Genomic DNA, 26,236 nt, shown 5'->3' with positions numbered 1-26,236 from the left:
TAGGGGAAGAAAGGTTTTGGTGACAGTTTTCGGGTGCATCGTTCATCGGCACAACCACTGGCTGGTGTTGCTTGCCGCACTGCTGTGCGGAGGCGGCTCGTGGGTCACCGCGCGCCTGTTCCAGCGCACGGTGAACACCTCCGGCACGCAGCGGCTCGGCTGGCAGGTGCTGACGGCCATTTCGGCCGGCGTGGCGATCTGGTGCACGCACTTCATCGCGATGCTCGGCTTCGACGCCGGCGCGCCCGTGCACTTCAACCTGCCGCTCACGCTCGTGTCGCTGCTCATCGCGGTCGTGGGCAGCACGATCGGCTTCGCGCTGACGACCTGTCGCATCGTCAAGGTCGCGCCCGCGCTCGGCGGCGCGATCGTCGGCGTGGCGATCGTGCTGATGCACTACACCGGCATGCTCGCGTGGCGGGTCGAGGGGATCGTGTCGTGGGACGTCGGCTACCTGGTCGCGTCGGTGGTCCTGGCGATGACGCTCGCCGCGCTCGCGCTGCACCTCGCGATGCGGCCGTCGCCGCACGCCGTCAACCAGATGGCCGGCGTGCTGTCGCTCGCGATCCTCGCGTTGCATTTCACCGGGATGTCCGCGCTGCGCATCACGCCGCTGATGCTCGACGGCAACTGGACCGACATGAGCGAGATGCGTCCGCTGGCGCTGGCGGTCGCGGGCACGTCGCTCGTGATCGTCTGCACGGGGCTCGTGAGCTACGTGATCGACAGCAACGTGCGGGCCGAATCGCTCGAACACCTGCGCCGGCTGGCGCTGAGCGACATGCTGACCGGCCTGCCCAACCGGGCCAGCTTCAACGAGCGGCTCGACCTCGAAATCGCGCTTGCGCAGGAACAACGCACGAAGCTCGCGCTGATCGGCATCGACCTGAACCGCTTCAAGGAAATCAACGACCTGCGCGGCCACCACGCCGGCGACGAGGTGCTGCGCATCCTCGCGCGCCGCATGACGAACCTGCTGCGCGAAGGTGAATTCGTCGCCCGCATCGGCGGCGACGAATTCGCGGCGCTTTGCCGGATGGACGACGACACGCGCCTGATGGATCTGCTCGAACGGCTCGAGCCGGCACTCTACAAGCCGGTCAGGCTGGACGACTACGAGGTCGTGCCGGGTGCGAGCTTCGGCGTCGCCATCTATCCGGACGACGCGGCCACCAAGGCCATCCTCATCAACAACGCGGACCTCGCGATGTACCGCGCGAAGGGCAGCATCGCGCAATCGATCTGCTTCTACGAGCCGGCGATGGACCTGATCGTCCGCGCGCGCCGCAGCCTCGCGGCCGACCTGCGCCGCGCGGTGGCCGACAACCAGCTGAGCATCCACTACCAGGTGCAGACGTCGCTCGCGACCGGCGAGATCCGCGGCTACGAGGCGCTGCTGCGCTGGCAGCACGCGACGCTCGGCACGATTCCGCCCGCCGAGTTCATTCCGCTCGCCGAGGAAAACGGCGTGATCCTGGACATCGGCGCCTGGGTGCTGCGCGAGGCCTGCGCGCGGGCGGCCACGTGGGAGCCGCCCTATGCGGTCGCGGTGAACGTATCGGCCGTGCAGTTCATGCACGCGGACCTGACGGCGCTCGTGGCGGACGTGCTCGAAGCCACCCGCCTGCCGGCGTCGCGCCTGCAGCTGGAGCTGACCGAATCGACGATCTTCGCCAGCCGCGAGCGTGCGCTGGACACGCTGCGGCAGATCAAGGCGCTGGGCGTGAGCATCGCGCTCGACGATTTCGGTACCGGCTATTCGTCGCTCGACACGCTGCGCTCGTTCCCGTTCGACCGCATCAAGCTCGACCAGTCGTTCGTCGCGGACGCGGAAGCGAAACCGCAGGATCGCGCGATCATCCGCGCCGTGCTCGCGCTCGGCAAGAGCCTGGGCATTCCGATCCTGGCCGAAGGCATCGAGACGCACGACCAGCTGGCGCTGCTGGCCGACGAAGGCTGCGACGAAGCGCAGGGCTTCCTGCTCGGCAGGCCCGCCCCCCTCAACGAGATCGTCGGCAGCGGGCAGATTGCGCTGACCGGCGGCAACCGCGTCCGCACGGCGGTTCCTGCGTCCGAATCGGCCGTCGCGGCCGATCTCGACCCGGATCCGCGCGGGTAACCCTCGACGCCGGACACGGCAGCCCGCCCCCGGGTTGCCGCCGGCAGGCTCACATGAAAATCCTCTACGCACGGATGGCAAGACTGGCAAGCCTCGCGGCGCCGGCCCGGAACCCGGACCTGCTCGCGGCGCAATACCGGGTATTCGCCGGCCAGATCCCGGTGTCGTACCTGATCCTCATCTCGAGCACCTGGAGCCTTGCCGTCACGCACCTCGGCAGCACGCCGTGGTGGCTGTCGGTCGCGATGCCGGCCGCGATGACGCTCGCCGCGCTCGCGCGGCTGCTGCACTGGCACCGCACCCGGCTGCTGGAGCCGACGCCGGACACCGTGATGCGTGCGCTCACGGTTACGAACTGGCTGGTGATCCCGGTCGCGGTGACGTTCACCACCTGGGCGCTGCTGCTGTTCCCGTACGGCGATGCGTGGCAAAAGGCCCAGGTGGCGTTCTACATGGCGATCACGATGATCGGTTGCGTCTTCAGCCTGATGTACCTGCGGACGGCCGCGCTGAGCGTGGCCTTGATCGTCAACGTCGCGTTCATCGTGTTCTTCATCTCGACCGGCCAGCCGACGCTCGTCGCCACCGCGGTCAACATGGCCTTCGTGTCGGCGTCGCTGATCGCCGTCATCTCCGTCAACTACCGGAGCGTCCTGCGCACCGTCGACGCGCAGGACGAATCGCGTCTGCGCGAGCAGGCGCAGACGCGGCTGATGCGGATGATCGACGACATGCCGGTGGCCGTGATGACGGCCGACCCGGAGACGTTCCGCATCAACTACCTGAACGCGACGTCGCGCAACCTGCTGCGCTCGATCGAGCACCTGCTGCCGATCCGCGCGGACGACGCGCTTGGCGCGTCGATCGACTTCTTCCACCCGCACCCGCAGCACCAGCGCCGCCTGCTCGCCGATCCGGCGAACCTGCCGCATCGCGCCCGCATTCCGCTCGGGCCGGAAGTGCTCGACATCCAGGTCTCGGCCGTGCGCGACGCCCAGGGGCGCTACATCGGCCCGATGCTGTCGTGGTCGATCGTCACGCAGCAGGCCGAGGCGGAGGCGCGCATTCACCAGCTCGCGCATCACGATTCGCTCACCGGCCTGCCGAACCGCGCGACCTTCCTGGCCGAATTCGACGCGAGCCTGCGCCGCTCGGACAAGCTGCTCGCGCTGCTTTTCATCGACCTCGACGGCTTCAAGCTGATCAACGACGCGTGCGGGCATTCGGCCGGCGACGCGGTGCTGCGCCAGGTCGCGGAGCGCCTGCGCGGGCAGTGCCCCGAGCCGGGGATGATGCTGGGGCGCATCGGCGGCGACGAATTCGCGGTGCTGCTGCGCGACACCGACGCGGACCGCGCGATGGGTGCGGCCGCGCGGCTCGTCGACACGCTCGTCGCCCCCTATGCGCCGTCGCCCGACCGGCCGTTCCGCATCGGGGCATCGATCGGCTGCGTGCTGGCGCCGCATCACGGCAACGACGCCGGCGCGCTGCTGTCCCGCGCGGACATGGCGCTCTATGCGGCCAAGAAAGCCGGGAAGGGCACCTACCGGATGTTCTCGCCGGACATGGAATCGAGCGCGCAGGAGCGGGTCGCGCTCGAATCGAAGCTGCGCGTCGCGCTGGACGAGAACCAGGGGCTGTACGTGTTCTACCAGCCGATCGTCGATGTCCTCACCCGCCAGATCACGGCGCGCGAGGCGCTGCTGCGCTGGCATCATCCGCGCACCGGCTGGATTTCGCCGGGCTGCTTCATTCCGGTGGCCGAGCGCGGCGGCCTGATCGACCGGCTCGGCCGCTTCGTGCTCGAGCAGGCCTGCCGGGAGGCGGCGCGCTGGCCCGACGGTGCGCGCGTTGCCGTCAACGTGTCGGCGGGGCAGCTCGGCCACGGCACGATTGCGCCGACCTTAGCGGCGGCGCTGGCCGGCGCGGGCCTCGCGCCCGACCGGCTGGAAATCGAGGTGACGGAAACCGCGCTGCTGCACGACGAGGGCAAGGCCATCGCGGACCTGCGCGCACTGCGTTCGATGGGCGTGCGCGTCGCCCTCGATGACTTCGGCACCGGCTTCTCGTCGCTCGCGCATCTGCGCGCGTTCCCGTTCGACAAGATCAAGATCGACGGCAGCTTCGTGCGCGATGCGGTCACGCGCCCGGACTGCGCGGCCGTCGTGCGCACGGTGGCCGATCTCGGCAAGCGCCTCGGCGTGACGACCGTCGCGGAAGGCGTCGAGACGGAGGAGCAACTGGCGTGCATCACCGATGCCGGCTGCCGCGAGGTGCAGGGCTTCCTGATCGGCAAGCCCGCGCCGGGCGAGCAGGATGCGCCGGCCATCCGCTGGATCGAGCGGGCCGCGCTGGCGGCGCAGGCCACGGCCAGGCAGGCGTGAGCGGCGGCGGGACGGCCACGGCCATCGTCTTGGCGGGATGAAACAATTTGTTACAAAGAGCCGATTTCGCCCCCCTTGAAGCGGGCGACCAGCACCTCTATTTCGCTTTCCGCCAGACAGTGGCACGGCTGCCCGGCAGCGGCGCTTGCGTCGCCATGCCCGGCAGGCGGATTCCTTTTTCGATCCTTTAATCGCTCAGGAGATGAGAATGCAGATTCGTCCCCTCTACGACCGGGTTATCGTCAAGCGAATCGAAACGCAGCGGACGACGGCCTCGGGCATCGTGATTCCCGATTCGGCCGCGGAAAAGCCCGAGCAGGGTGAAGTCGTCGCGGTCGGCAGTGGCCGGCTGCTGCAGGATGGAACGCTTCGCGCGCTCCAGTTGAAAGCGGGTGACCAGGTTCTCTTCGGCAAATACGCGGGCCAGACCGTCAAGGTCGATGGCGAGGAACTCCTCGTCATGCGCGAGGAGGACGTCATGGGCGTCCTCGAGGCCGATACCGGCGCGTCCCGCCAGGCCGCCTGAGATCCCGGGCAGCTCGCGAACCCCACCGGGTGTTCGTGACACATCGCATCAACGACTTCTATCCAGAGCCACAAGATGAGTGCAAAAGACGTCAAATTCCACGACAGCGCCCGCGCCCGCATCGTCGACGGCGTGAACGTGCTGGCCGATGCCGTGAAGGTCACGCTCGGGCCGAAAGGCCGCAACGTGGTGATCGAGCGCAGCTTCGGCGCGCCCACCATCACGAAGGACGGCGTGTCGGTCGCGAAGGAAATCGAGCTGAAGGACCGCTTCGAGAACATGGGCGCGCAGATCGTCAAGCAGGTCGCATCGAAGACCGCCGACGTGGCCGGCGACGGCACCACCACGGCCACCGTGCTCGCGCAGGCGATCGTGCAGGAAGGCATGAAGCACGTTGCCGCCGGCATGAATCCGATGGACCTCAAGCGCGGCATCGACAAGGCCGTGGCCGCCGTGCTGGATGAACTGCGCAAACTGTCCAAGCCGATTTCCACGAACCGGGAAATCGCGCAGGTGGGTTCGATCTCGGCCAACTCCGACGAGGCGATCGGCAAGATAATCGCGGACGCCATGGAGAAAGTCGGCAAGGAAGGGGTCATCACGGTCGAGGATGGCAAGTCCCTCGAGAACGAGCTGGATGTCGTTGAAGGGATGCAGTTCGATCGCGGCTACGTCAGCCCCTACTTCATCAACGATCCGGAAAAGCAGGCGGCGTATCTGGACGACGCGCTGATCCTGTTGCACGACAGGAAGATCTCGAACGTCCGGGATCTGCTGCCGATCCTCGAGGCGGCCTCCAAGGCAGGCAAGCCGCTGCTGATCGTTGCCGAAGACGTCGATGGCGAAGCGCTGGCCACGCTCGTGGTCAACGCGATGCGAGGCATCCTCAAGGTCGTGGCCGTCAAGTCGCCCGGCTTTGGTGACCGGCGCAAGGCCATGCTGGAAGACATCGCCATCCTCACCGGCGCAACCGTCATCTCGGAAGAAACCGGCAAGCAACTGCAGAAGGCCACGCTCGACGACCTCGGCGGCGCGAAGCGCGTCGAGGTTCGCAAGGACGACACGATCATCATCGACGGCGCGGGCGACGCGCAGCACATCGAGGCGCGCGTGAAGTCCATCCGTACGCAGATCGACGAAGCCACGAGCGACTACGATCGCGAGAAGCTTCAGGAGCGCGTGGCGAAGCTGGCCGGCGGGGTGGCCGTCATCAAGGTCGGGGCCGCCACCGAAGTCGAAATGAAGGAGAAAAAGGATCGCGTCGACGATGCGCTGCATGCCACCCGCGCGGCGGTCGAGGAGGGCATCGTGCCGGGTGGCGGCGTGGCGCTGCTGCGCGCGCGTTCCACGGCGACGAGCCTGAAAGGCGCCAACGGCGATCAGGACGCGGGCATTCAGATCGTGCTGCGCGCGCTCGAAGCACCGCTGCGTGTGATCGCCGCGAATGCCGGCGATGAACCGTCGGTCGTCGTGGCGAAAGTGATTGAAGGCAAGGGCAACTTTGGCTACAACGCGGCCACCGGTGAATATGGCGATCTTGTCGAGGCGGGTGTGGTCGATCCGACCAAGGTCACGCGCACGGCATTGCAGAACGCCGCATCGATTGCCGGGCTCATCCTGACGACGGACGCAACGGTCGCCGAAGCGCCGAAAGACCCCAAACCGGGGCAGTCGGTCGCACCTGAGTTCGAGCACTGACCCCCGGCAGCGGGTCGTGTACGCACCGGCCAACAGTCGCGGCCGGTGCAAGTCGTTTGGCGCCGCAGGCTGCCTCACCTCATGCGGCGCCCCTTTTTGCCGATGATCGACATGAAACTCGAACTTTGCATCGACTCGAAACCGCTCGACATCGAGCTTGACGACGTCGTGGCAGGACTGCTGGCTGTTCGGCTCGATTTGCCGGCAAACGCCGATCACCGGGACGCCATCACCCGTTATCTCAACGAGAAGGGGGCGCCCTGGAGCCTCGACGCGGACCACATGCGCCGACGGATTCTGCGCCGACTGATTCTCGATATCGCCGATCCGGCACTCGTGATTCGCTATCTGATGGAGGAAGACTGAATCGGCCCCGCCGGTTCCAAGCGACACGCGGGGCATGATGCGCGTCGACATCCATCAGTTGTCCTCCTGACTCGATCGCGTCGATGGCACGGGAAACCCGCTCAGCCGATATCGATCGTGCGACTGGTGGGCCTGGCCGGCTCCGATTTCGGTACGGTCAACGTGAGGACACCGTTGTCGAATTTTGCCAAGGTGTGCTCAGGGTCGGCATTGTCCGGCATCGGGATCGTGCGCACGAAGCTTCCATGGGCGCGCTCCAGCCGGTAGCAACCGTTTTCTTCACTGCGCACGTCTTGCCTTTTCTCTCCGCGCAGCACGATGGCGCCATCCTCGACGCTCACCTTCAGATCTTCGCGCTCCATTCCGGGCAGTTCGGCGGTCACGCGCAGCACCGGGCCTTCATCGACGACGTCGATGCGCGGCTGGAAGCGCGATGAACTGAAGTCGCCAAACCACCGTTCGAGCGCGCCGTTGCCGGCGAACGGGTCATGAAGGAATTCCTCCATGGCGCGCCATGGTTCTCGTGAAAACAGTCGCGAAATGTCGGGCCATGACGCACGCCCCGGCTCGCCTGTCGGCGGACTGTCCGGGCCTTCCGGATCGGACTTGCGGGTGGCCCCGCGAAGGAACTTGAACGGGTTCCACTTTTTCGGATCGGCATTCATGGCGTCCTCCGATTGATCTCCAGTCTGTTTTGAGCCTGGCGTAGCCGTCCGGTGCGGACACGCGCGCCGTGATTCGCGTCACGGGGATCGTGCGGATCCGGAGCGCGTGTCCTCACCCATAGGCCTGCGTCAACTCAGGCAGCGAAGCGTCGCTGATCCTGTTCTGCGTCGACGGAGGGGCGCGCTGAGCCTTGGCTCATGACGCGTCAGCGGGTCTTGATTTCGATGCGTCGTGGACGCGCTTCGTCGCGGCGCGGGATGGTCAGCTTCAGCACCCCGTCCTGAAGGCTCGCCTCGATCCGGGACGAGTCGAGATCCGCCGACAGCGTAAACGTGCGGGCGAAATGCGGCTCCCGAACCTCGGCATGCTGAAGCCGCAGATTGGCCGGCGTCGGCACCACGGCCTCGGCTTCGATCAGGAGGCTGCTGTCGTGAACCTTCACGTCCAGCTTGTCCTTCGTCACGCCGGGCAAATCGGCCCACAGCGTGACGCCTTGACTGTCCTCGTAGACGTCGACGGCCGGCACGAGTGTCATCCGGCGCACGGCCTGTTCGGTATCGCGACGCGCAACGGCGGACGCGTCGCGTTCCGCCAGTTGGGTAGTGTCTTTCATGATCGGCTCCCTCTCTTACTGGACAGCGATGGCACGCGGCCTGGACGATTCACGCTTGCCAATGCTGATGGATAGACACCCGTTTTCGTAGTGCGCCTGGACCTTGTCGGGATCGGCGGCCTCGGGCAGCTCGATGACCCGCCGGAACGTTCCGGCAAAGCGCTCTTGCGCATAGGTGCGCCGCTCACCCCCGCTGTCGCGTTGTGCCGATTTGCGTTCGCCGCCAATGGTCAGCAGCCCCTTGTCGATCGACACATCGAGCGCGGCGGCGTCGACGCCGGGCGCGAACGCGACGATCTCGATTGAATCGTCTGTCGCGCCGATATTGATCTGAGGGAACGTGCCGAAACGGCTCGCGCGAATGCTGGACGGGAAACCGCCGAAGCGTTGCGCCATCTGCTGCTGCAGGCGGTCGAACTCGCTGAAGAGGTCGGTTCCGAAATAGAGATCGCTCATGATCTTGTCCTCCTGGCTTGTCGCAGCATGGAGGCGAACGGGCCTACGCGCTCCAGTTCGCCTGCCGGACTGCATGGCAAACAAATCGAAACACGCAGCGCGCGGAATGAAGCGACCCGCGCGTCTGCCTGAGCGAAACTTAAGATAGGAATTCTGCGGAGAATTTCAAGGGGAAAACCCTCATTTTTTGCCCTTGAAATTGTCGCGCTGGACCCTATCATCGCGGCGAATCGGTACTGCATTACGGAGGGCGCCATGGAATTCGACACGGACTGGATTACGCTCGGCAGACACCGTATTCGGCTGCGCTCGACGAGGGGGTTTCCGACCGAGTCGATGCGCACCGTGGCGGAGGTCGTCCGGCTGGCGATCGACAACAACATGAGCGCGCGGGCTCGGCTCGTCGAGGTCGTCTGCCGGCAGGAAAAGACTTACGACGTCGTCGTGGGCACCACGATGGCGGAGGACAAGTTTTGTGCGCCGCAACTCGAAGCGGCCGTGGCGGTGGTGCTGGGCCTGCTGCCTGACCAGATCAACATCACGGTCACGCCCGTCACGCAAAAGGAGGTCGATCTGCACTTCGGCGTGTATGAGCGGATGCTGTCGGAGAAGCTGGGTACGACGTCGCCGATCCAATGATCGGCCGGGCCGGGCCGGCACGGGGCGGTGCGGTGGCCTCCAGCCGGATCGCCCGCAGCGTCACCGTGCAGCGACCCGGTCGCGATCGATATCCCGATGGAGGGCAGGCGGACCCCGCAACAAGCGGCCGTCCCGCCCGACCAGCGTGACTCGAAACATCACGCAGAAACAAGCGTGAGGGGGAGGCCTCGCGTGATCCACGAGGATCGAACCACCGCGCGTATCGGATGGCGACCGTATTGGACGGGTACGTGAATTGCTGAGGCCGTATCGGGAGGCCGCCATCATGAACGACCCTGAACCGCTCGAATTCGAGAAAACCGCGCCTAAGCCCGCCGGCCCGAACTGGGTACGTCGCCTTGGCCCCGGCTTGATTACCGGCGCGGCCGACGACGATCCGTCGGGCATTGGTACGTATTCGCAAGCCGGCGCGCAGTTCGGATTCGAATTGCTATGGACCCTCCTCCTGACCTACCCGCTCATGACGGCCATCCAACTGGTGAGCGCGCGGATCGGGCGAGTGACCGGCAAGGGGCTTGCATCGAACATGCGGGCTCACTACCCGATGTGGCTGCTCTACAGCGCGGTCGTGCTGCTGATGATCGCCAACGTCATCAACATCGCCGCCGACCTGTCGGCGATGGGCGCCGCGGCCGGCTTGCTGCTCCCCGGGCCGCACCAGCTCTACGTGGTTGGGCTGGGTGGCCTGTCGGTCGTGCTTCAGGTGTTCGTTCCCTATGAACGGTACGCACGCCTTCTCAAGTGGACGGCGCTGATCCTGCTCGCTTATGTGGCGGTTGCGTTGATCGTCCCGATCCAGTGGACCGAGGTGGGCCGCGCGATCGTATGGCCGCATATCGTGCTGCAATCGGACTACCTCACGACGGTCGTCGCTGTCCTCGGCACGACCATCAGCCCGTACCTGTTCTTCTGGCAGGCCTCGCAGGAAGTCGAGGAACTGCAATCCGCGCCGCGCGAGGGGCCGCTTCGCCGCGTTCCCCACCAGGCCCCGGCGCAACTGCGCCGAATCAGTTTCGATACCTGGCTGGGGATGGGCGTATCGAATGTCATTGCCTTCTTCATCGTGCTCACCGCGGCGGCTACGCTGCATGCGCACCACATCGAGGTCAAGACGTCGGCTGACGCCGCGCGGGCCCTTGCGCCGATCGCGGGTCGCTTCGCTTATATGCTGTTCGCGCTCGGGATCGTCGGCACCGGCCTGCTGGCGCTGCCGGTGCTCGCCGGATCGACCGCATACGCGGCGGCCGGCACATTCCGCTGGCGCAATAGCCTCGCCCTGAAGTTGACGCTCGCGCGAGAATTCTATGCGGTCATCGCATTGGCGACCGTGGGTGGTGTTGCCATCACGTTCATGCATTTCGATCCGATCCGCGCGTTGTATTGGAGCGCCGTGATCAACGGGGTAACGGCGGTCCCCATCATGGTCATCATGATGCTGATGGCTCGGAGCAAGCGGGTCATGGGCGAATTCGCCATTGCGGGGCCGCTTGCGTGGGGAGGGTGGCTTGCAACACTTGCAATGGCAATTGCAGCCGTGGGGATTTTTGTGCCGGGATGACGTCCACCAGGCGGCTCGGGCGTCGCAAAAAAGATCGATTGGCTCAGCGTCCCATCCCCGCATGTCGGCCTTCGATGCGTTGCTGGTGCCGTTCGGTTTCGGTATTCGACACGAGCCGATTCATTCGTGCAACGACCGGCACGGGTGTTCATCTGGAACGGCAAAAGGACGAAGGAGCGCAGAGCGGTGACGCGTGACCTTGGCGACCACCGAGCAAACTGAACTCGAAGCGCTGCTTGTTGTCCATCACGAGTGGCTTGCGTCCACCGCTACCTTGAGGCGATGGAGCAGGCGGCCCGGGCGCCGGCCGCTGTGGTGCATGCGGCAAGCAAGGCGATGGCGGGGGATTCGCCTCGCGCGCCGCGTCATCGCAGCGACATCTTTCTCGCGTAAATCTATGGCACTTCGCCAGTCGGCGAGGTACCGTTTTCTCAAGGAATACCGACCATGGCGGCAAAACGCCTTCGCATCAACATGATTACCCGTCGCCAGTCGACGTTCGATGGCCGGCATCTCGACACCGAGGCGGCGCGCCGCCTCGACGCGCACACGCAGGACGCGACGCCTGCTCATCTGAAAGGCACGCAGGGCGCCGAGGCCGAATGGCAACCACGCGTGAAGGTCAGCGAACGATAATCCGGTTACGCCGGGCGAGCCGCTGCGCGATAGCGGCGAACGCGCCGTCCGGCGACTCTCCCCATTTCGATCGAGATGGAACGCGTTCGCCGGACGGCGAGCGCCGGATCACGAACGTCTCGGCTCGCGTATCGCGTCCTGTCGTCAGACCCGCGCCGGACGGGGCGGGTCGCTGTTCTGCGGCGCCCGGCGCCGTCTCGCGGCATGTCGGCCGCCAAAGCAGTCTCGATGCGCCCGCAAGCCATGTCCATTTCGCGCCCGTGACGCGATAGGATCGCGGCTGCAGGCGTCAGCGCCGGCCTGAGCGGGCCCGTTCGTCAAGTGACCGGCGGCGCGTGCCCGTGATCGCCCAATCCCCGAGCGTCGTCGTATTCCCGCGAAATATCCTTGTTCGTATAGTCGCCGAGCTTCGACGCGGCGACCACGCTCAGCACCGCACACACCAGCACGTACGCCGCGATCGCATACCCCGAGTGGTAGTAGGCAAACAGCGCGGTCGCGATCAGCGGCGCCGGGCCACCGGCAATGACCGACGCGAGCTGATAACCCATCGACGCGCCGCTATACCGCAGCCGCCCGGTGAACGATTCGGCGATCAATGCAGCCTGCGGCCCATACATCATCGAATGCGGGACCAGCGACAACACGATCGCCACGAAGATCCACACCGGGTTCCGGCTATCGACCATCGCGAAGTAGACGAATCCGAACATGCCGACGGCAGCCGCACCGATCATGTACATCCGCCGCCGGCCGATCAGATCCGACACGTGCCCGAACAGCGGAATGGTGACGAACTCGACCACGGAGGCGGCCAGCACAGCGGCCAGCAGCAGTTCGCGCGTGACGCCCAGCGCCGTGATCCCGTACGTGAACACGAACGCCGTATAGATGTAGAAGGGCGCCTGTTCGGCCATCCGCGCAAACGCCGACAGCACGATATCCCGCGGCTGCTTGCGCAGCACTTCGAGCATCGGTGTCTTCTCGATCCGGCGCTCGGCCAGCAGCTTCGCGAAGATCGGTGTCTCGAGAATATTCAGGCGGATATAGAGCCCGATCGCGACCAGCACGACGCTGAGGATAAACGGCACGCGCCAGCCCCACGTCAGGAATGCGTTGCCGGAAAACCAGCTCATGGCCAGCACGGCAAGGTTGGCGAGAAACAAGCCCGCCGGCACGCCGAACTGCGGCCACGACGCGACGAAACCGCGATGCGCATTGGTGCGCGCCCACTCCATCGACATCAGGACCGAGCCGCCCCATTCGCCGCCCACGCCGACGCCCTGGATGAAACGCAATACCGTGAGGATGACGGCGCCCCAGATGCCGATCGCGGCGTAGGTCGGAACGAAGGCCACGGCGAACGTGGCGAGCCCCATCAGCAACAGGGTCACGATCAGTGTGGCCTTGCGGCCGATGCGGTCGCCGTAATGGCCGAAGATCGCCGCGCCGACCGGTCGTGCGACGAAGCCGACGGCATAGATCAGGAACGCCTGCAGCGTACCGACGAGCGGGTGGGATTGCGGGAAGTACAGCTTTGCGAAGACCAGGCCGGTGACCGTGCTGTAGAGGAAGAAGTCATACCATTCGATCGTGGTGCCAATCGTGCTGGCGATGACGGCGCGGCGTAACTGGCGCCGGGCTTCCTCGTCGGAGAGGGGCGTGGCCGCGGATTGCATGGCAGCCATTTTGATATCTCCCGGAACAGGGCGATAGAGAAATTAACCATACGCCCCGCGACAGGTTCCGGCAAGCGCGGGCGACGCATGGCTGCCTCGCTGCCCGGGTCATTCTTTCAGCGATCCTTAAATATCATAATATGACGTTTGACCGTCATTCGTCGCGGCGGCGTGATCAGCGGTGGACCAACCGGGCCTGCTCACCATTTATGCGTCTTTCAGCCAGGGCATTTCCACGGGTGACACGACCAGTTGCCGGAATTCGCGTTTCAGATCGAAGATGAACCCGACCAGGATCATGGAATTGGCGTAAGGAATCGGAAAGACATGCGGATTTTCCGGCGTACGCAACGGGCGCTCGGGGCTGTCGACCGTCGCTGCGGCGTTCTCGCGAACGCTTTCCAGTTCGTCGGCCATGGCCGGGCCACTGATTTGCAGCACACGGCTACGGAGGTCACTGAAGGGCTCGATGCGCGCAGCGTCTTCGTGGTATTCGGGCACTTCGTAAACGAACCAGGACATTTTCGTCTCCTGTGAGAAGGGGCGCTATTTTAACGCTGCGCGAGGATGCACCGAGAGTCGGCCAGGTTGTGCGGCGGCCGAGGTTGCTCGAGGTGGCCTCACGCATCCCGGTAAGCCGGTCTGGCCAGCGATAACGCACGCCGCGATCCGAATGGACCACAGGCCGGCTGTTGCTGCGATCGATTGCTTCGATGGCGGCATCGAGCATCGTGTTCACGAGCCCGGTTTATCCTTCCTGCTTGACCGCGGCAGACATGTACTGCTCGCGGACTGCCAATCCCCCGTATGGCAGGTGGGATGCGGTGACCGTCGCTACGTAATCCGAATAGGCGTAGCTTACCCGTGCAACCGCCACGGGTTTGCCTATCAGCGATTCCAGCGTGGTATCTCCCGACACCGATGTGGGTGCGCCGAGCACATCGTGCAGATGCCGGACGGCGATCTGCCAGCTCAGTCGTGTTTCCTCCACGGACATGTCGCGACGGTACACATTGATGGCCATCAACGTGCGATCCGGCGCGAAACTGAACCATATTTCGCTCACGGGTGGGCCGGTCGAGCCGAGCATTTCTGCAGGCACGCCTCGACAGCGCAGGTAGCGTAAGCCTCGGGTCAATTCGACGCACTGCGCGTTATATCGCGGCATTTTTTCCAGCACGTCCGCTTCCGTACTGCGATCAAGCTGCAGGCCGAACGCAGGACGTTGCGGGGCCGCTGATACACCTTTCTCCTGCAAAATGGCTTTGTTCCGAATCGACAGCACCGTTCGGGAATCGACGGAATCCACTGGACACTTCACGCCCAGCTCGGTGAGGAGCCGTCGCCCTTGGGTCGTGTGCAACCAGCCGATGCCGGCAACACTCACGGAGAGTGCCGTAGCGACCCACGCGATCACGTGGGTGCTTCGCACCGCTGTCAGCCCGTACATGATGTCGCAACCGTCGGCGGAAGATACACCGGGCCGCCGGGTGTGGCGCTGATGATGGTATTACGCAAATTGAAGAGGATAGGCACCGCACTGAACTGGAATTTTGTGCCGACCGGGATGCCGGCCGAGTTTTTCTCGGTGAGCGTGTACGTTCCATTTGTCGTCGACGTCAGTGCGGCAAAGTCTGCGGCCGGGAGTTTGCTTTGCAGCGTCGCGACGAGATCCACCATGAACTGGTCGAACACGCATCCTGGAACGCCGACGTCGTTATGGGCTGTCGTCATGTCTTGACACATCTCCGGTTGAGCGTCGATGTCTCCGGCCACCTTGACGGGGCCGGGGTAGGTGTACGGACCGCCGAGGAGCGATTCAAACTGCAGCGTGAGACATGCTTCAAGCCGCGCAGGCGTGTCATGGGCGGCACTGCTGTGGCTGGCATTACCGGTTACCGCCGCGAAATAGGGCGCTTCGACCGGGTCCGCCAACAGGCCTGCGACAGCTGCATCGACCACGCCGGCCACCACGCCGGGGGCAGCCGAATCACCGCCGAGCGCGGCCCAGATGGCCTGATTCTCCGGATGTTGCGCTGCCACGGGCGCAATGTCATCTCCGCCTCCGCAAGCGCTGAGCGCGAACGGCGCCGCTGCGGCAACGACGATACCGATGAAAAGCTTCATGAGTTGTCTCCTCTGGATGCCATCGCGACGCCATTTCCCGAGGTGGGACGCCAAGCATCTTGGCTGGATGACATACGCAGATACGATGGAGGCGCGAGAGCGGATGCAGCGGCGGGTTTGCCGTGATGGAGCAGGTATTACGAGAATTTTCTCCATTCGAGTTCACTAAAGAACTTGTTCAACGACTCATTTTTGGCATCGTCAATGCGAACGATTCGCGTGCTTCGCATGATCGGAGATAAAGCCGGCTTGCGAGGCTCCCGGCTCTATCCGGCGCGGGCGTCGTTCATGTCGTCTGCGCCGGTTGGCGCAGGAGAATGAGGCGTTACGCCATCCCAATGGCTTGCAATCGCAAGCGCGGCCGGCAAGATGAACGCCCAGCCGGTTGCGACAACGACGAGCGCTGCGGCCGGATCCTTGAAATGAACGGCTCCCAGCGCCGCACCAGCGCGAAAGGACGCCGGGCCGGCGATCGCGCCGACGAGCGCCGAGATGAGCGGTCGCGCTCGAAGCCAGTGCAGCACGGTATTGAGTTGAATCGCGAACAGCGCCCACAGCCCCGCGAGCCAGTACGGTGCTGTGCCTTTGAGAAAAACGCCGTTCGGGTACACGAGCAGGCCGGAATGGGCAACGGCGCTGTCCCATAACCACCCGAACACTGTGACCGTGATCACAATCCGCGCCTCGGATGTGGGTCGACGCGCGAAGAGAAGATGGCCGACTGTCGCGATCAGCGCATAGGTGACGCCCCACGCGGCGTGATGCGATGCGGCTGTCATTACGCAGACCAGCCATCCTGTTTGGGTGGTCGCGAGATAGACGTATACGCGAGCGACCCCAGACTTTTGCGTGCGGGACGTCAGTTGATTTGGAGTGCTTCTCATGATCGTTCGCGCGGGATCAGTAACGGCATGCTCGCCATGCCGCACCGTCGACGTTGCATCTCGCGGAAAACGGCAGGTAGAACGTTCATGGCAGACAGGTCTCGCTATCGTCGACGAGCGGATCCACCGCCGTACGATTGCGTCGCACGGAGCGATTGCCGGCATTCCGCGCTGATTCATCTATCCATTTCACATACGACGCTCCATTGCGGACGGATGCACTTGCGCAGGGAAGATCGGGATGTCGTTAAGGGGGGCGGCTGCCGTGCGATGCATGCATCCGCTTGCGCGCAAGCTCCGTAAACGACATACAAGGCGGCGGATGCGGCCGGAATCGTCAGGTGTGAGGATATTCATGAACATGAAAGTCGGACTTGCCGTCCTGTCGGTGCTGCTCGCGGCCGGTCTCCTCGCCGCGTGTAGCCCGGTGCGGCTCCTGAATGCGCTGACGCCGAGCTACACGTTCAGCCTTTTCGCCGGTATCCCGTACGGATCCGGCGAACGCCACGTGCTCGACGTCTACTTGCCCACGCGCGTCTTGCATCACTGGCCGGCCGATGCGAGTGCGGGCGCCCCGGTGGTCGTGTTCTTTTACGGCGGAAGCTGGCAGTCCGGCGAGCGCAAGGACTATCTGTTCGTGGGAGAGGCGCTCGCGTCGAGGGGTTTTGTTGCCGTCTTACCCGACTACAGGACGTATCCGGCGACTACCTTTCCCGGTTTCGTCGACGATGCGGCGCAGGCGGTGGCGTGGGCGCGCGAGCATGCAGTTGCGTTCGGCGGCGATCCACGTCGCCTGTTTCTGATGGGGCACTCCGCGGGTGCGCAGATTGCCGCATTGCTTGCGACCGACGGCCGCTATCTGGCGGCACAGGAGATGCGCAAGAGCGATATCGCTGGCGTGATTGGCCTGGCCGGGGCTTATGATTTCCTGCCGCTGCGGGACACCACGCTTGAAAGGATCTTCCCGGAGGAAGCGCGCGCCGCGAGCCAGCCCATTCGATTCATCCAGGGTACGGAGCCGCCGATGTGGCTGGCCGTCGCGGAGAACGACACGGTGGTCGAGCACGGCAACACGACCCGCTTCGCGCGCGCGCTGCAAGACAGGGGCGATACCGTCGTGGTCATGCGTTACGGGAACGTGAGCCATGCGTCGATCGTCGGCGTTCTGGGCGCGCCGTTGCGAGGCGTGGCGTCCGTGCTCGACGATCTCTCCGCGTTCGTGGATCGCGTCGCGAATGCGTCGAATGCCGGCACCACGAGCAGACAGCCGACGTCGCCTGCCGCAGCGGCTCGGGCTTCGGTTTCGGCTCAGTGATCGAGGCAAGCCCCGCATTGCACGCGAAAGCGCATCGCCACCTGTCGTCGCGGCCAGGCCGCAACGGCCGGCGGCGCTTGCCGCGCTACAGCGCCTTCAGTTCCGGCGTGGTTCCGCCTAATCCCTCTTCGCGAAGAATGACGGCCAGCGCCGTCTCGAGCAATTCGGCTGCCCGATTCGCCGCGTCTCCAAGGTGGCGATGCAGCAGCGCATCGGCCGGCGATCGCGACACGCATTCGTCGCTGTATCGCTCGAACGCACCGAGCTGCATGATCAATTCGGAGAGATGACGCGGACACTCGCATTTGACGGTGGTGGACAGGCCGCTGAGCGACGCGAGCGTCGCGTCGTCGAAGCGTCGCCGCGTGCGCAGCCAAAGCCCGCGATCCGCGTCATTCGATTGGCGCGACTTGACGACGGCTTGCGCCAGTCTCGACATAATGGCTATCGGGTTGGTCTGGCCTTCCGTCGACCGGAACAGCTCGAACCCCGACAGACGCGCCAGCTCGACCGCCTCTGCCGTGCCGAACGCGTACACGACGGCCACGGCGTGCGCGTTGAGCTGTTGCGCCACGGCAGCGAGCTGCGAAACGACATCCTCATGGAGCGACGTGGTCGTCGCGATGAGGGCGTCGACTGGCGTACCCGCATGCGCGCTCGCGTCGTCGATCGAGTCGATTCGCGCGGCGATCCGGATTCCCATGCGCGCTATCGCGGATTCCGGAATCGAAAGCGCGCCGACGACCGCGAGGCGCACGCTTGTCTCGTGAAACGACGGGTCACGCGTATTCGTCAACGACAACGCCTCGAGTTCCTCGCGGCTCAGGCTGGCGATGGACCCGATCGCGTGGCCCTGATTGACGAGCGTTTTCAGCAAACGAATTCGCTGGACGTCGTCGTCCGAGTACATCCGTTGTCCGGACGGCGTTTTGGGCGGAGCAATCACGCCATAGCGCCTTTCCCAGATTCTCAGCGTGGCTGCCGGCATGCGCGCCAGGCGCGCGGCCTCGCCGCTGCGATAGCGGTGCGGCGTATCGCGATCCTTGCGAGGGGGCATCGTTGCTCTCCTGAAGTCGACCTGCTGTTGTCTCGGGATTGTACGCAGTTTGCGTGAAATACGAAGCAGGAAAGTGATTCAATCGGCGGGTTTTCGTCCGAAAAGGTGGTTCGTGAAGCGCGAGCCGGCAGCATGCTTCGGAGCGGCACCGCTCGGTGTCGCGAGGTTGGTCAGGACGCGCGGAGGTGTTTCGAGTGTCCTCGAACCGCGAAGTGATTCACGCGCTCATGGCTCGAGATACGTCTTGAGTCGCATCAGGCTGCGCCGAATCCAGCTCTTCATCGTGCCGAGCGGCACCTGCATGCGTTCGGCCAGCTCCGCATAGGACGCGCCGCCATGAAACGCTTCGCGCAGCACATACGCCTGCCGCTTGCCCAGATGCGCGAGCCCGCGCTCCAGACGCAGGCGCTCCTGGCTCGCCTGCGCACCGAGATCGGGCGTCGGTTTTTCGTCGGGGATCGACAGCGCCAGTTCGTCGTCGAGCGGAAGCTCGCGGCGCTGCCTGATCCGGTCGATGGTCCGATTGCGTGCGAGCGTCATCAGCCAGGTCATCGCCGTGCCGCGTCCGGCGTCGAATGAATCGGCGCGACGCCACGCCGTCGTGAACACGTCCTGAAGCAGGTCTTCCGCTTCGTGGCGGTCGCGGATCATCCGGACGATCGCCCCGTACAGCCGCGCCGCCGTCAGTCGATACAGCTGCGCGAACGCGTGCTCGTCGCCGGCGGCGACGCGCGACAGCAACGAGTCGAGTTCCGCATGCGGGTCGGGTGATTCGTCGGGCTGAACGACCGCATCGGCGGTGAATTCGGTTCTGCCGCCGGGGCACGACCGCCCGCGGGACGCGCCCCGGCGTGGCTGCCTGCCTGAATGCAGCGTCGTCGATCGCCCCTGGCCGGAAGACGGGCGGAGTGAATCGTGCGAACCGTTCATCGGGAACTCCGTATGGCTTTGCGCGTCCTGCTGTTGCGCGCACGCGGTGACGAGCGGGCGCGGCTCATGGCCGGGCACGGTGCCGGCACATTCGTCACGAATGCCAGTCGTGCGCTTTACGCATTCTTTCCGGACAACAAGGCGAGAAACTCTCGGCGAAGCGATGCGTCCGCGAGAAATTTCCCGCGCATCACGCTGTTGGTCATTTTTGCCTGGTCGTCCTTGGTGCCGCGCCAATGCATGCAGAAGTGCTCGGCCTCGAGGACGACGGCAAGCCCATCGGGCGAGATGCGCGATTCGAGGAGGTCGGCAATCTGCTTGACTGCTTCTTCCTGGATCTGCGGACGCGTCATGACCCAGTTCACCAGCCTGCCGTACTTCGACAGGCCGATCAGATTCGACGCGGCGCTAGGTAGTACGCCGATCCAGATGCGGCCCATGATCGGGCAAAGATGATGCGAGCAGGCACTGCGCACGCGCAGCGGCCCGACGATCAGCAGCTCGTCCAGCCGCTCGACGTTCGGAAATTCGGTGACGGACGGCGCCGCGTCGTAGCGGCCCGCGAACACTTCGCGGATGAACATCTTCGCGACGCGCCGCGCGGTTTCGCGGGTGTTGTGGTCGTTGTCGACATCGATCACGAGCGAGCGCAGCACCGCTTCCATTCCCTGCGCCACTTCGTTCTGCAGAGCATCCAGCTCGCCGTCGCGCAGGTGCGCGGCGATGTTGTCGTTTGCATGGAAGCGCGCGCCCGCGCTCTCGAGCCGACGACGGATGAGGTGCGACAGGGGAATGCCCTCGTCGATCGCAGTCAGGGTGTGCTCGGGAGCGTCGATCAGATTGCCCATTTCGGTTCTTTTCTCGAGGTTAGGGGGTCATGCGATGGATCGCGACTGAGGCGATGCGGTGATTTCCCTGTGTTCCTTGCGTAAAAATCGGCCGAACGCCGCCGCTATTTCGACGACGCGCCGACCGGGTGACGCTCACCTGCGCGCACGCGGGCGTGCATGGCGGCCCGGCAGCGTCACCGGAGATCCGGTCCTGATCCCGCACGACGGACCGACTGGCGTTGGCGGGGCGCAGCCGCCGACGTCCCGGCGGAACCACAACATAGGGTCGTTCGCCGTCGGCTTCGCTGCGAGCATGACGGCGGCGGATTGTTGCAACTGGGTCAGGACGTATGTTTGGTCGATACGTCCGCCGACCGAGTGAAACAGGTGGAACCCTGCAAGGCGGATCAACGAGAGGGCCTGCGCGCTGCCGTACGCATAGATGATCGCGGCCGCGCGGACACGGCGAGCCTGCGCCAGCGACACGAATTGAATGGCCAGATCCATATGCAACGACGAGACCTCGGCGATCAGGGCGTCGACAGCCAGGCCTGGCTGTACGAGCGCCCGCGACACCGACTCGACGCGCTCGCTGACGTGCAGGCCGAATTGCTCGATCGTTTCGTCGGAGGCAGTCAGGCCGCCCGTGACGAGCAGCGTCGGACACGCGCGAGCCGCGACGGTGTTCGATCGCCGTTCGGGCAGTGCGCCGTTCAGGCAGGCGCTTGCACACCCGTCGGTCAGCTGCGGCGAGCGGCGCCGGCAGCGTTGGCCGCGCTGCTGCGCGGCGACCCGCAAGCGCGATGCGATCGACCGGTCGGGCGCCGCACCGACGTGGTGTGACGGGCTGCGTGCCGGGGCAACGGACACGCGCGCCATCAATGAAGCCGGACACGCCGGAAACCGGCGCGGCTTGATGTCGTGATTGCGTGTTGGCACGGGGCCTCCCTCGGTCGATTCATGCGGCACAGCTGGATTGTATGCAAATTTTCCGGGAAGTGAAGCGGAAAAGTGATTCATGAAATAATTTGTGCTGGACGTTTATGCGTCAGTTGTCGATTCAGCATCGGAAAATTGCGCTTTCAGCACGTGAATGCTTATTTCTGCAAGCGCATTGCGGGTCTTTGATGCATGCGAAACGACTTTCAGGGTCAACGCTATGGCGACAACGACCGGTGGGGATGGGGCAGAAAGTACGCCGGAAGGGGGCGATTTCGATACGTGAATCAATCGTGTCGCACATTTTCGAGTCGATGCAGCAGGATCCGGCCTGCGGCCGTTTACGCCAACGAACATGACCGCGCATTCCCGCCAGCGTCGTGCAACTGAGACAGGGCGGCGTGAACCGCCTGGAGGCAACCGGGCATGCTGCAATCCAGACGGCCGTGGGGAAGGGGAAGGTGGAGGGCCGCGCTCACGAGCGCGCCTGCGCGCGCCGGTGCCGATCGATCCCGGTTGCCCGAAACAGGGGCGAGCATTCCGTCTCGGCCAGATCGAAGCGCTATCCGGGCCCGCGCGCTGCTCGCGACCGGATCATCAACGCGAAGTCAACGACGTTCAGCGTTCGTCTTCATGCGGGAAGGCGGCCGCCGATTCCGACGGCAACGCTCCGAGCAATATCGGACTTCGTCCCACGCGGCTTTCCATTTCTTTCTCCAGCTGAAAGGCAAGCCGCAGGTCTCGCAGGTCTTCTCGGGCAAGTGCATCTTGTTGGCCATGGCGAATCACGCGTCGAGACGGATCTCTGACGCACTGCCCGGCCGAGCAACGTTGCCGCGTCGATACACTGGATCAGTCGCCATCGCTCACTGTCGAATCAGCGCGGATCGTCGCCCAGCAACTGACGGCGCAACGATTTTGCCCGCGTGCGCGGGTCGAGCCAGATCGCGAAGAATGCACGCGCGAACGCCGGGTCGGTCACTTCGGCCGTGAGGCGGCCGTTGGTGTAGAAGCGTGCGCCGCGCTCGGGCACATACACGCCGCACAGCACGTCGCCGCGCGATACGTCGGTGAACGCCCGTTCGATATCGCGGCGCCATGCATCGAGCGTCGCAGCCGGCAACGGCGCGGGTGCGAGGCGCTCGATCTCGTCCATGCCCGTCGAGACGAGCCGTTCGCCTTTCACGTCATGACGGTAGGCCAGCGACAACGCAAACGGCGTGTCGAACGCGCCCGGGGGCCGGGGCGCCCACAGCTGGGCATCGTACAGACAGATGCCCAGTATGCAGAACCGGCCGGATCCGATCAGTCGCGCCGATGGGATGTCGTCGACGCAGTTCGCGCCGGCGAACAAGGGTGCGGCAAGCGCCGCGGCCGCGACTGCGGCGAGCATCGCAAGCCGGCGCCTCATGTCAGCCGCCCGGCGACACGATGAAATGCATCACGTCGGTCCGCCGCTCGGCAAATCCCGCTTCGCAATAGGCGAGATAGAGGCGCCAGGTGCGGATGAACGTCTCGTCGAACCGTTGCGCGCGCACCGAGTCGATGCGCGCCTCGAACGCGGCGCGCCAGGTGCGCAGCGTGCGCGCGTAGTCGTCACCGAACGCGAACACCGGTTCGGCGGCCAGGCCGGCCCGCCGCGCGGCATCGACGAAACGCGCCGGGCTCGGCAGCATTCCGCCGGGAAAGATGAACTCGCGAATGAAGTCGCTCGACGTGCGATACGCGTCGAATAGCGACTCGATGATCGTGATCGACTGAATCAGCGCGCGAGCACCGGGCTTCAGGCGCTGCCTGAGCGTGTCGAAGTACACCGGCCAGAACGTTTCGCCCACGGCCTCGAACATCTCGATCGACACGATCGCGTCGTATTGACCGTCGACGTCGCGATAGTCGCGCAATTCAAGCGTGACGCGATCGGACAACCCGTCGCGCGCCATGCGCTCGCGGGCCAGCGCGTATTGCGCCTGCGAGACGGTGACGCCATGCACACGGATGCCTTGCCGTGCGGCATGCGCGGCGAACCCGCCCCAGCCGCAGCCGATCTCGAGCACGCGCATGCCGGCGCGCAGGCCGAGCGAATCGACGATGCGCTGATACTTCGCCGTTTGCGCGTCGGCGAGCGAACGCTGCGCGTCGCCGTCGAAGCATGCGCTCGAATACGTCCACGTGTCGTCGAGCCACAAACCGTAAAAGTCGTTGCCGAGATCGTAGTGCGCGTGGATGTTGCGGCGGCTGCCGGCCCGCGTATTCATCCTCAGCCGGTGACGCAGCGCGTACCAGAGGCGTGCCAGGCGGCCGCCGGTCACCGTCTTCGCGATCACCGGCTGGTTGCGGATCGCGAGACGCAGCAGCGCGACGAGCTCGGGCGTGTCGATCCAGCCGGCGCGATACGCTTCCGCGAATCCGATGTCGCCCGCGCGCAGGATCGCACGGCACGCCCGCCAGTCGCGCACCTGCAGCGTCGCGGCCGGCTGGCGGTGGGGATCGCCGAACACATGCTGCGCGCCTTCGGGCGTCACGAGCGTCAGGTGACCGTCGTGGATTTGCCGGAGCAGCGCGATGAACAACCGGGCCGACAGCGGCATCGCCGGTTGCGTGGCGGGAGACAGCAGGCGAAGCAAGGTCATGGTCGAGCCTCGTGATCGGACATCGCCGAGCGGCCGCGTGGCGACGCGCCCGGCGAACGGGACAATGGCGAACCGGCAGCGGCAGAACGGCCGGGGGGCGTCCTGCCGTGGAACGGCACGCGCGCGAGCCACAGCCGCAGCGCTTGCCAATGAATGCGCATGACGACGTTGACCGCGTTCAGCGGCTGCCGGGCCAGCGCGCGCCATGCGCGTGCCGCCGTCAGCGGCGCGGACCGCATGCCGATTGCCGTGCGCAGCAGCAGACCGTCGTCGTCGCGATAGTCGATCGCCACGCTCAGATGGTCGCCGCACTGACGCACGCGAAACGCGTAATCGCCGACGATGTCGCAAAACGGCGAGACATGAAACGTCTTGCGGCAGACCAGCACGGTGTCGGCGTCGATCGGCGCGTGACGCACCGCACTCAGCAGGTAGCCGTGGTGCGCACCGAACGTGTTGCGCACGTCGGCGTACAGCGCACGCAGCCGGCCCGCGCGGTCGTAGCAGTACCAGAAGCTCACCGGATTGAATGCGTAGCCGAAGACGCGCGGGATCGTCTGCAGCCAGATCGGGCCGTCGGCGGGAATGCCGGCGTGCGCGAGGACATCGCGCATCCACGGGCCGAGCGCGCGGCCGTCGCGCGGGCCGTAGTCGCGGGAGGCGAGCGCGAGCGGGGCCCGGCGATCGATGCCGAACCAGCCGGTGTCGATCTCGTCCAGCCGCTCGACGTCGCAGCAGACCTGGAATAGCGGGTACGCGAACGCATGGCGCACCGGCCGCAGCCGTACGTGCATCACGGTGCCGACGAGCAGCCGGGCGGCCATGCCGTCGCTGGCAAAGGGCGCGTTCATGGGCGAGCCCAGGCCGGCGCGACGCCGAAGCTGCGGGCGACGCGCAACGCCGATTTCAGTCCATCCTCATGGAACCCATAGCCTGTCCACGCTCCCGCGTACCACGTATTGCGCCGCCCTTGCAGCATCGGCAGGCGATGCTGCGCATCCACGGCCGCGAGATCGAGCAGCGGATGCGCGTAATCGTAGCGGCCGAGCTGGGTGCCGGGCGCGGGCTCGTCGACCGGATTCAACGTGACGACGACCGGCGAGCGGAACGGCAGCGGCTGCAACTGGTTGAGCAGGTAGCTCACGCACACGGGCGATTCGCCGCCCTTGCGCCTCGGCCGACCGCCCAGGTAGTTCCACGCCGACCACACGCGCCGCCGGCGCGGCAGCAACGCCGTATCGGTATGAAGCACCGCGACGTTGTGCTGGTAGCGCACGGCGCCGAGCACGTCGCGCTCGGCCTTGCTCGCATCCGCGAGCAGCCGCAGGCTGGTCGGCGCATGGCACGCGAGCACGACCGCGTCGAAACGCTCGTGACCGGCTGAATCGGTCGCCACCGTCACGCCCGCGTCGTCGCGCCGTATCGCGCGCACCGGCGTATTCACGCGCACGTCGTCGAGCGTCGCGGCGATGCGCTCGACGTACTGCCGCGCGCCGCCCGCGACGGTGCGCCAGGTCGGCCGGCTGTTGACCTGCAACAACGCGTGATTCAGGCAGAAGCGCAGGAACGTCGCCGCCGGAAACCGCAGGATGTCGTTGGCCGCGCTCGACCAGATCGCGGCCGCCATCGGCAGCAGGTAGTGATGCTGGAACGAGGCGCCGTAACCGCCGGCCGTGAGCAGTTCCCCGACCGAAAGACGCTGCCGGCTCGCCGATTCGAGGTGATCGTGCGCGGACGCGTTGAAGCGCAGGATGTCGCGCAACATCCCGAGAAAGGTCGGCGAGAACAGGTTGCGGCGTTGCGCGAACACCGTGTTCAGGTTGCTGCCGGCCCATTCGAGCCGGCCGCCGTCGACCGAAACCGAAAACGACATGTCGGTCGAATGGGCGGCCACGCCCAGTTCGTCGAACAGCGCGACCAGGTTCGGATAGGTCCGGTCGTTGAACACGAGGAAGCCCGTATCGACGGGGTGGCGTGCGCCGTCGAGATCGACGTCGACCGTGTGCGTGTGACCGCCGAGATAGTCGGCGGCCTCGAACAGCGTCACGCGGTGACGGCGGGCCAGCAAGTACGCGCTGGCCAGGCCCGCGATGCCGGCGCCGACGACGGCGATCCGCCGGCCGGGCCGCGACATTGAAAGTTCCGGGTGCATCGCGAAGGGTC

The 26,236-nt window shown here is 65.4% G+C and carries 26 protein-coding genes; 9 read left to right on the top strand and 17 right to left on the bottom strand.

Translation table 11 applies throughout. The annotated features are described in order from the left end of the window. Nucleotides 1–19 precede the first annotated feature (19 nt). The 5 genes from CFB45_RS35105 (at nt 20) to CFB45_RS35085 (ending at nt 7,093) form a co-directional block, all read left to right on the top strand. Nucleotides 20–2,119, top strand: coding sequence for a putative bifunctional diguanylate cyclase/phosphodiesterase (locus tag CFB45_RS35105; RefSeq protein ID WP_254600118.1), 2,100 nt, complete (start codon nt 20–22; stop codon nt 2,117–2,119). A 53-nt stretch (nt 2,120–2,172) separates the two neighbouring features. Then, on the top strand, nt 2,173–4,503 hold the full coding sequence (locus CFB45_RS35100) for a putative bifunctional diguanylate cyclase/phosphodiesterase (RefSeq protein ID WP_089429696.1): 2,331 nt from the start codon (nt 2,173–2,175) through the stop codon (nt 4,501–4,503). A 208-nt stretch (nt 4,504–4,711) separates the two neighbouring features. Further along, nucleotides 4,712–5,029: a co-chaperone GroES gene (locus tag CFB45_RS35095; RefSeq protein ID WP_089430123.1), complete on the top strand. Its 318-nt coding sequence runs from the start codon at nt 4,712–4,714 to the stop codon at nt 5,027–5,029. A gap of 75 nt (nt 5,030–5,104) precedes the next feature. Beyond that, nucleotides 5,105–6,727 (top strand): chaperonin GroEL, encoded by a 1,623-nt coding sequence (gene groL, locus CFB45_RS35090; RefSeq protein ID WP_089429695.1) that lies wholly within the window; start codon nt 5,105–5,107, stop codon nt 6,725–6,727. Between the two features lie 111 nt (nt 6,728–6,838). Continuing rightward, entirely contained in the window at nt 6,839–7,093 is a 255-nt protein-coding gene (locus CFB45_RS35085) for a hypothetical protein (protein ID WP_089430122.1), read from the top strand. A 101-nt stretch (nt 7,094–7,194) separates the two neighbouring features. Here the strand turns inward: CFB45_RS35085 and CFB45_RS35080 are convergent, their stop codons facing one another. The 3 genes from CFB45_RS35080 to CFB45_RS35070 all read right to left on the bottom strand — a co-directional run bounded on the left by CFB45_RS35080 (nt 7,195) and on the right by CFB45_RS35070 (nt 8,828). Continuing rightward, nucleotides 7,195–7,758, bottom strand: coding sequence for an Hsp20/alpha crystallin family protein (locus CFB45_RS35080; protein WP_089429694.1), 564 nt, complete (start codon nt 7,756–7,758; stop codon nt 7,195–7,197). A gap of 206 nt (nt 7,759–7,964) precedes the next feature. Next, entirely contained in the window at nt 7,965–8,372 is a 408-nt protein-coding gene (locus tag CFB45_RS35075) for an Hsp20/alpha crystallin family protein (protein ID WP_089429693.1), read from the bottom strand. Nucleotides 8,373–8,387: 15 nt separating this feature from the next. After that, nucleotides 8,388–8,828 carry an Hsp20/alpha crystallin family protein gene (locus CFB45_RS35070; protein WP_089429692.1) on the bottom strand — a complete coding sequence of 147 codons (441 nt, stop codon included), beginning with the start codon at nt 8,826–8,828 and terminating at the stop codon, nt 8,388–8,390. 255 nt (nt 8,829–9,083) lie between these two features. Between CFB45_RS35070 and CFB45_RS35065 the strand changes: the two genes are divergently transcribed. The 3 genes from CFB45_RS35065 to CFB45_RS35055 all read left to right on the top strand — a co-directional run bounded on the left by CFB45_RS35065 (nt 9,084) and on the right by CFB45_RS35055 (nt 11,682). Next, the gene (locus tag CFB45_RS35065; protein WP_089429691.1) at nt 9,084–9,467 is read left to right on the top strand and encodes a hypothetical protein; all 384 of its coding nucleotides are present in this window, start codon (nt 9,084–9,086) and stop codon (nt 9,465–9,467) included. A gap of 286 nt (nt 9,468–9,753) precedes the next feature. Beyond that, a complete protein-coding gene (locus CFB45_RS35060) occupies nt 9,754–11,046 on the top strand; it encodes an NRAMP family divalent metal transporter (protein WP_089429690.1) in 1,293 nt (430 codons plus the stop codon). Nucleotides 11,047–11,493: 447 nt separating this feature from the next. Next, complete coding sequence (locus CFB45_RS35055) at nt 11,494–11,682, top strand: hypothetical protein (RefSeq protein WP_089429689.1); 189 nt, start codon at nt 11,494–11,496, stop codon at nt 11,680–11,682. A 317-nt stretch (nt 11,683–11,999) separates the two neighbouring features. Here the strand turns inward: CFB45_RS35055 and CFB45_RS35050 are convergent, their stop codons facing one another. From CFB45_RS35050 to CFB45_RS35025, 5 genes are all read right to left on the bottom strand, one after another. Beyond that, on the bottom strand, nt 12,000–13,370 hold the full coding sequence (locus CFB45_RS35050; protein ID WP_089429688.1) for an MFS transporter: 1,371 nt from the start codon (nt 13,368–13,370) through the stop codon (nt 12,000–12,002). Between the two features lie 198 nt (nt 13,371–13,568). Further along, complete coding sequence (locus tag CFB45_RS35045; protein ID WP_089429687.1) at nt 13,569–13,883, bottom strand: helicase; 315 nt, start codon at nt 13,881–13,883, stop codon at nt 13,569–13,571. A 226-nt stretch (nt 13,884–14,109) separates the two neighbouring features. Beyond that, a complete protein-coding gene (locus tag CFB45_RS35035; protein WP_089429685.1) occupies nt 14,110–14,811 on the bottom strand; it encodes a hypothetical protein in 702 nt (233 codons plus the stop codon). Further along, nucleotides 14,799–15,488, bottom strand: a complete 690-nt coding sequence (locus CFB45_RS35030; RefSeq protein ID WP_089429684.1) for a hypothetical protein — start codon at nt 15,486–15,488, stop codon at nt 14,799–14,801. Before CFB45_RS35030 ends, CFB45_RS35035 begins: the two co-directional genes overlap by 13 nt. 266 nt (nt 15,489–15,754) lie before the next feature. Further along, on the bottom strand, nt 15,755–16,267 hold the full coding sequence (locus CFB45_RS35025) for a DUF2878 domain-containing protein (RefSeq protein WP_256978483.1): 513 nt from the start codon (nt 16,265–16,267) through the stop codon (nt 15,755–15,757). 460 nt (nt 16,268–16,727) lie between these two features. Between CFB45_RS35025 and CFB45_RS35020 the strand changes: the two genes are divergently transcribed. Then, complete coding sequence (locus tag CFB45_RS35020) at nt 16,728–17,687, top strand: alpha/beta hydrolase (protein WP_089429682.1); 960 nt, start codon at nt 16,728–16,730, stop codon at nt 17,685–17,687. An 85-nt stretch (nt 17,688–17,772) separates the two neighbouring features. On the opposite strand, the gene CFB45_RS35015 is transcribed toward CFB45_RS35020, so the two are convergent. From CFB45_RS35015 to CFB45_RS34975, 9 genes are all read right to left on the bottom strand, one after another. Further along, nucleotides 17,773–18,744: a MerR family transcriptional regulator gene (locus CFB45_RS35015; RefSeq protein WP_089429681.1), complete on the bottom strand. Its 972-nt coding sequence runs from the start codon at nt 18,742–18,744 to the stop codon at nt 17,773–17,775. A gap of 225 nt (nt 18,745–18,969) precedes the next feature. Further along, entirely contained in the window at nt 18,970–19,674 is a 705-nt protein-coding gene (locus CFB45_RS35010) for a sigma-70 family RNA polymerase sigma factor (protein ID WP_089430121.1), read from the bottom strand. Between the two features lie 116 nt (nt 19,675–19,790). Then, entirely contained in the window at nt 19,791–20,522 is a 732-nt protein-coding gene (folE, locus tag CFB45_RS35005; protein WP_089429680.1) for a GTP cyclohydrolase I, read from the bottom strand. 135 nt (nt 20,523–20,657) lie between these two features. Then, complete coding sequence (locus CFB45_RS35000) at nt 20,658–21,524, bottom strand: hypothetical protein (protein WP_256976953.1); 867 nt, start codon at nt 21,522–21,524, stop codon at nt 20,658–20,660. A 527-nt stretch (nt 21,525–22,051) separates the two neighbouring features. Continuing rightward, nucleotides 22,052–22,210, bottom strand: coding sequence for a DUF2256 domain-containing protein (locus CFB45_RS34995; RefSeq protein ID WP_373452710.1), 159 nt, complete (start codon nt 22,208–22,210; stop codon nt 22,052–22,054). Between the two features lie 110 nt (nt 22,211–22,320). Continuing rightward, nucleotides 22,321–22,854 (bottom strand): chalcone isomerase family protein, encoded by a 534-nt coding sequence (locus CFB45_RS34990; protein WP_089429677.1) that lies wholly within the window; start codon nt 22,852–22,854, stop codon nt 22,321–22,323. Between the two features lies 1 nt (nt 22,855). Continuing rightward, nucleotides 22,856–24,073 carry an SAM-dependent methyltransferase gene (locus CFB45_RS34985; protein WP_089429676.1) on the bottom strand — a complete coding sequence of 406 codons (1,218 nt, stop codon included), beginning with the start codon at nt 24,071–24,073 and terminating at the stop codon, nt 22,856–22,858. Then, nucleotides 24,070–24,924, bottom strand: coding sequence for a DUF1365 domain-containing protein (locus tag CFB45_RS34980; protein ID WP_089429675.1), 855 nt, complete (start codon nt 24,922–24,924; stop codon nt 24,070–24,072). The genes CFB45_RS34985 and CFB45_RS34980 overlap by 4 nt, the downstream gene beginning before the upstream one ends. Continuing rightward, nucleotides 24,921–26,207 carry an NAD(P)/FAD-dependent oxidoreductase gene (locus CFB45_RS34975; protein ID WP_373558432.1) on the bottom strand — a complete coding sequence of 429 codons (1,287 nt, stop codon included), beginning with the start codon at nt 26,205–26,207 and terminating at the stop codon, nt 24,921–24,923. The genes CFB45_RS34980 and CFB45_RS34975 overlap by 4 nt, the downstream gene beginning before the upstream one ends. Nucleotides 26,208–26,236: the final 29 nt, after the last annotated feature.

This window comes from Burkholderia sp. HI2500 (assembly GCF_002223055.1).
Lineage (GTDB): Bacteria > Pseudomonadota > Gammaproteobacteria > Burkholderiales > Burkholderiaceae > Burkholderia.
Note: the sequence above shows the minus strand (reverse complement) of the source record. Positions and strands in the feature narration are given on the sequence as shown.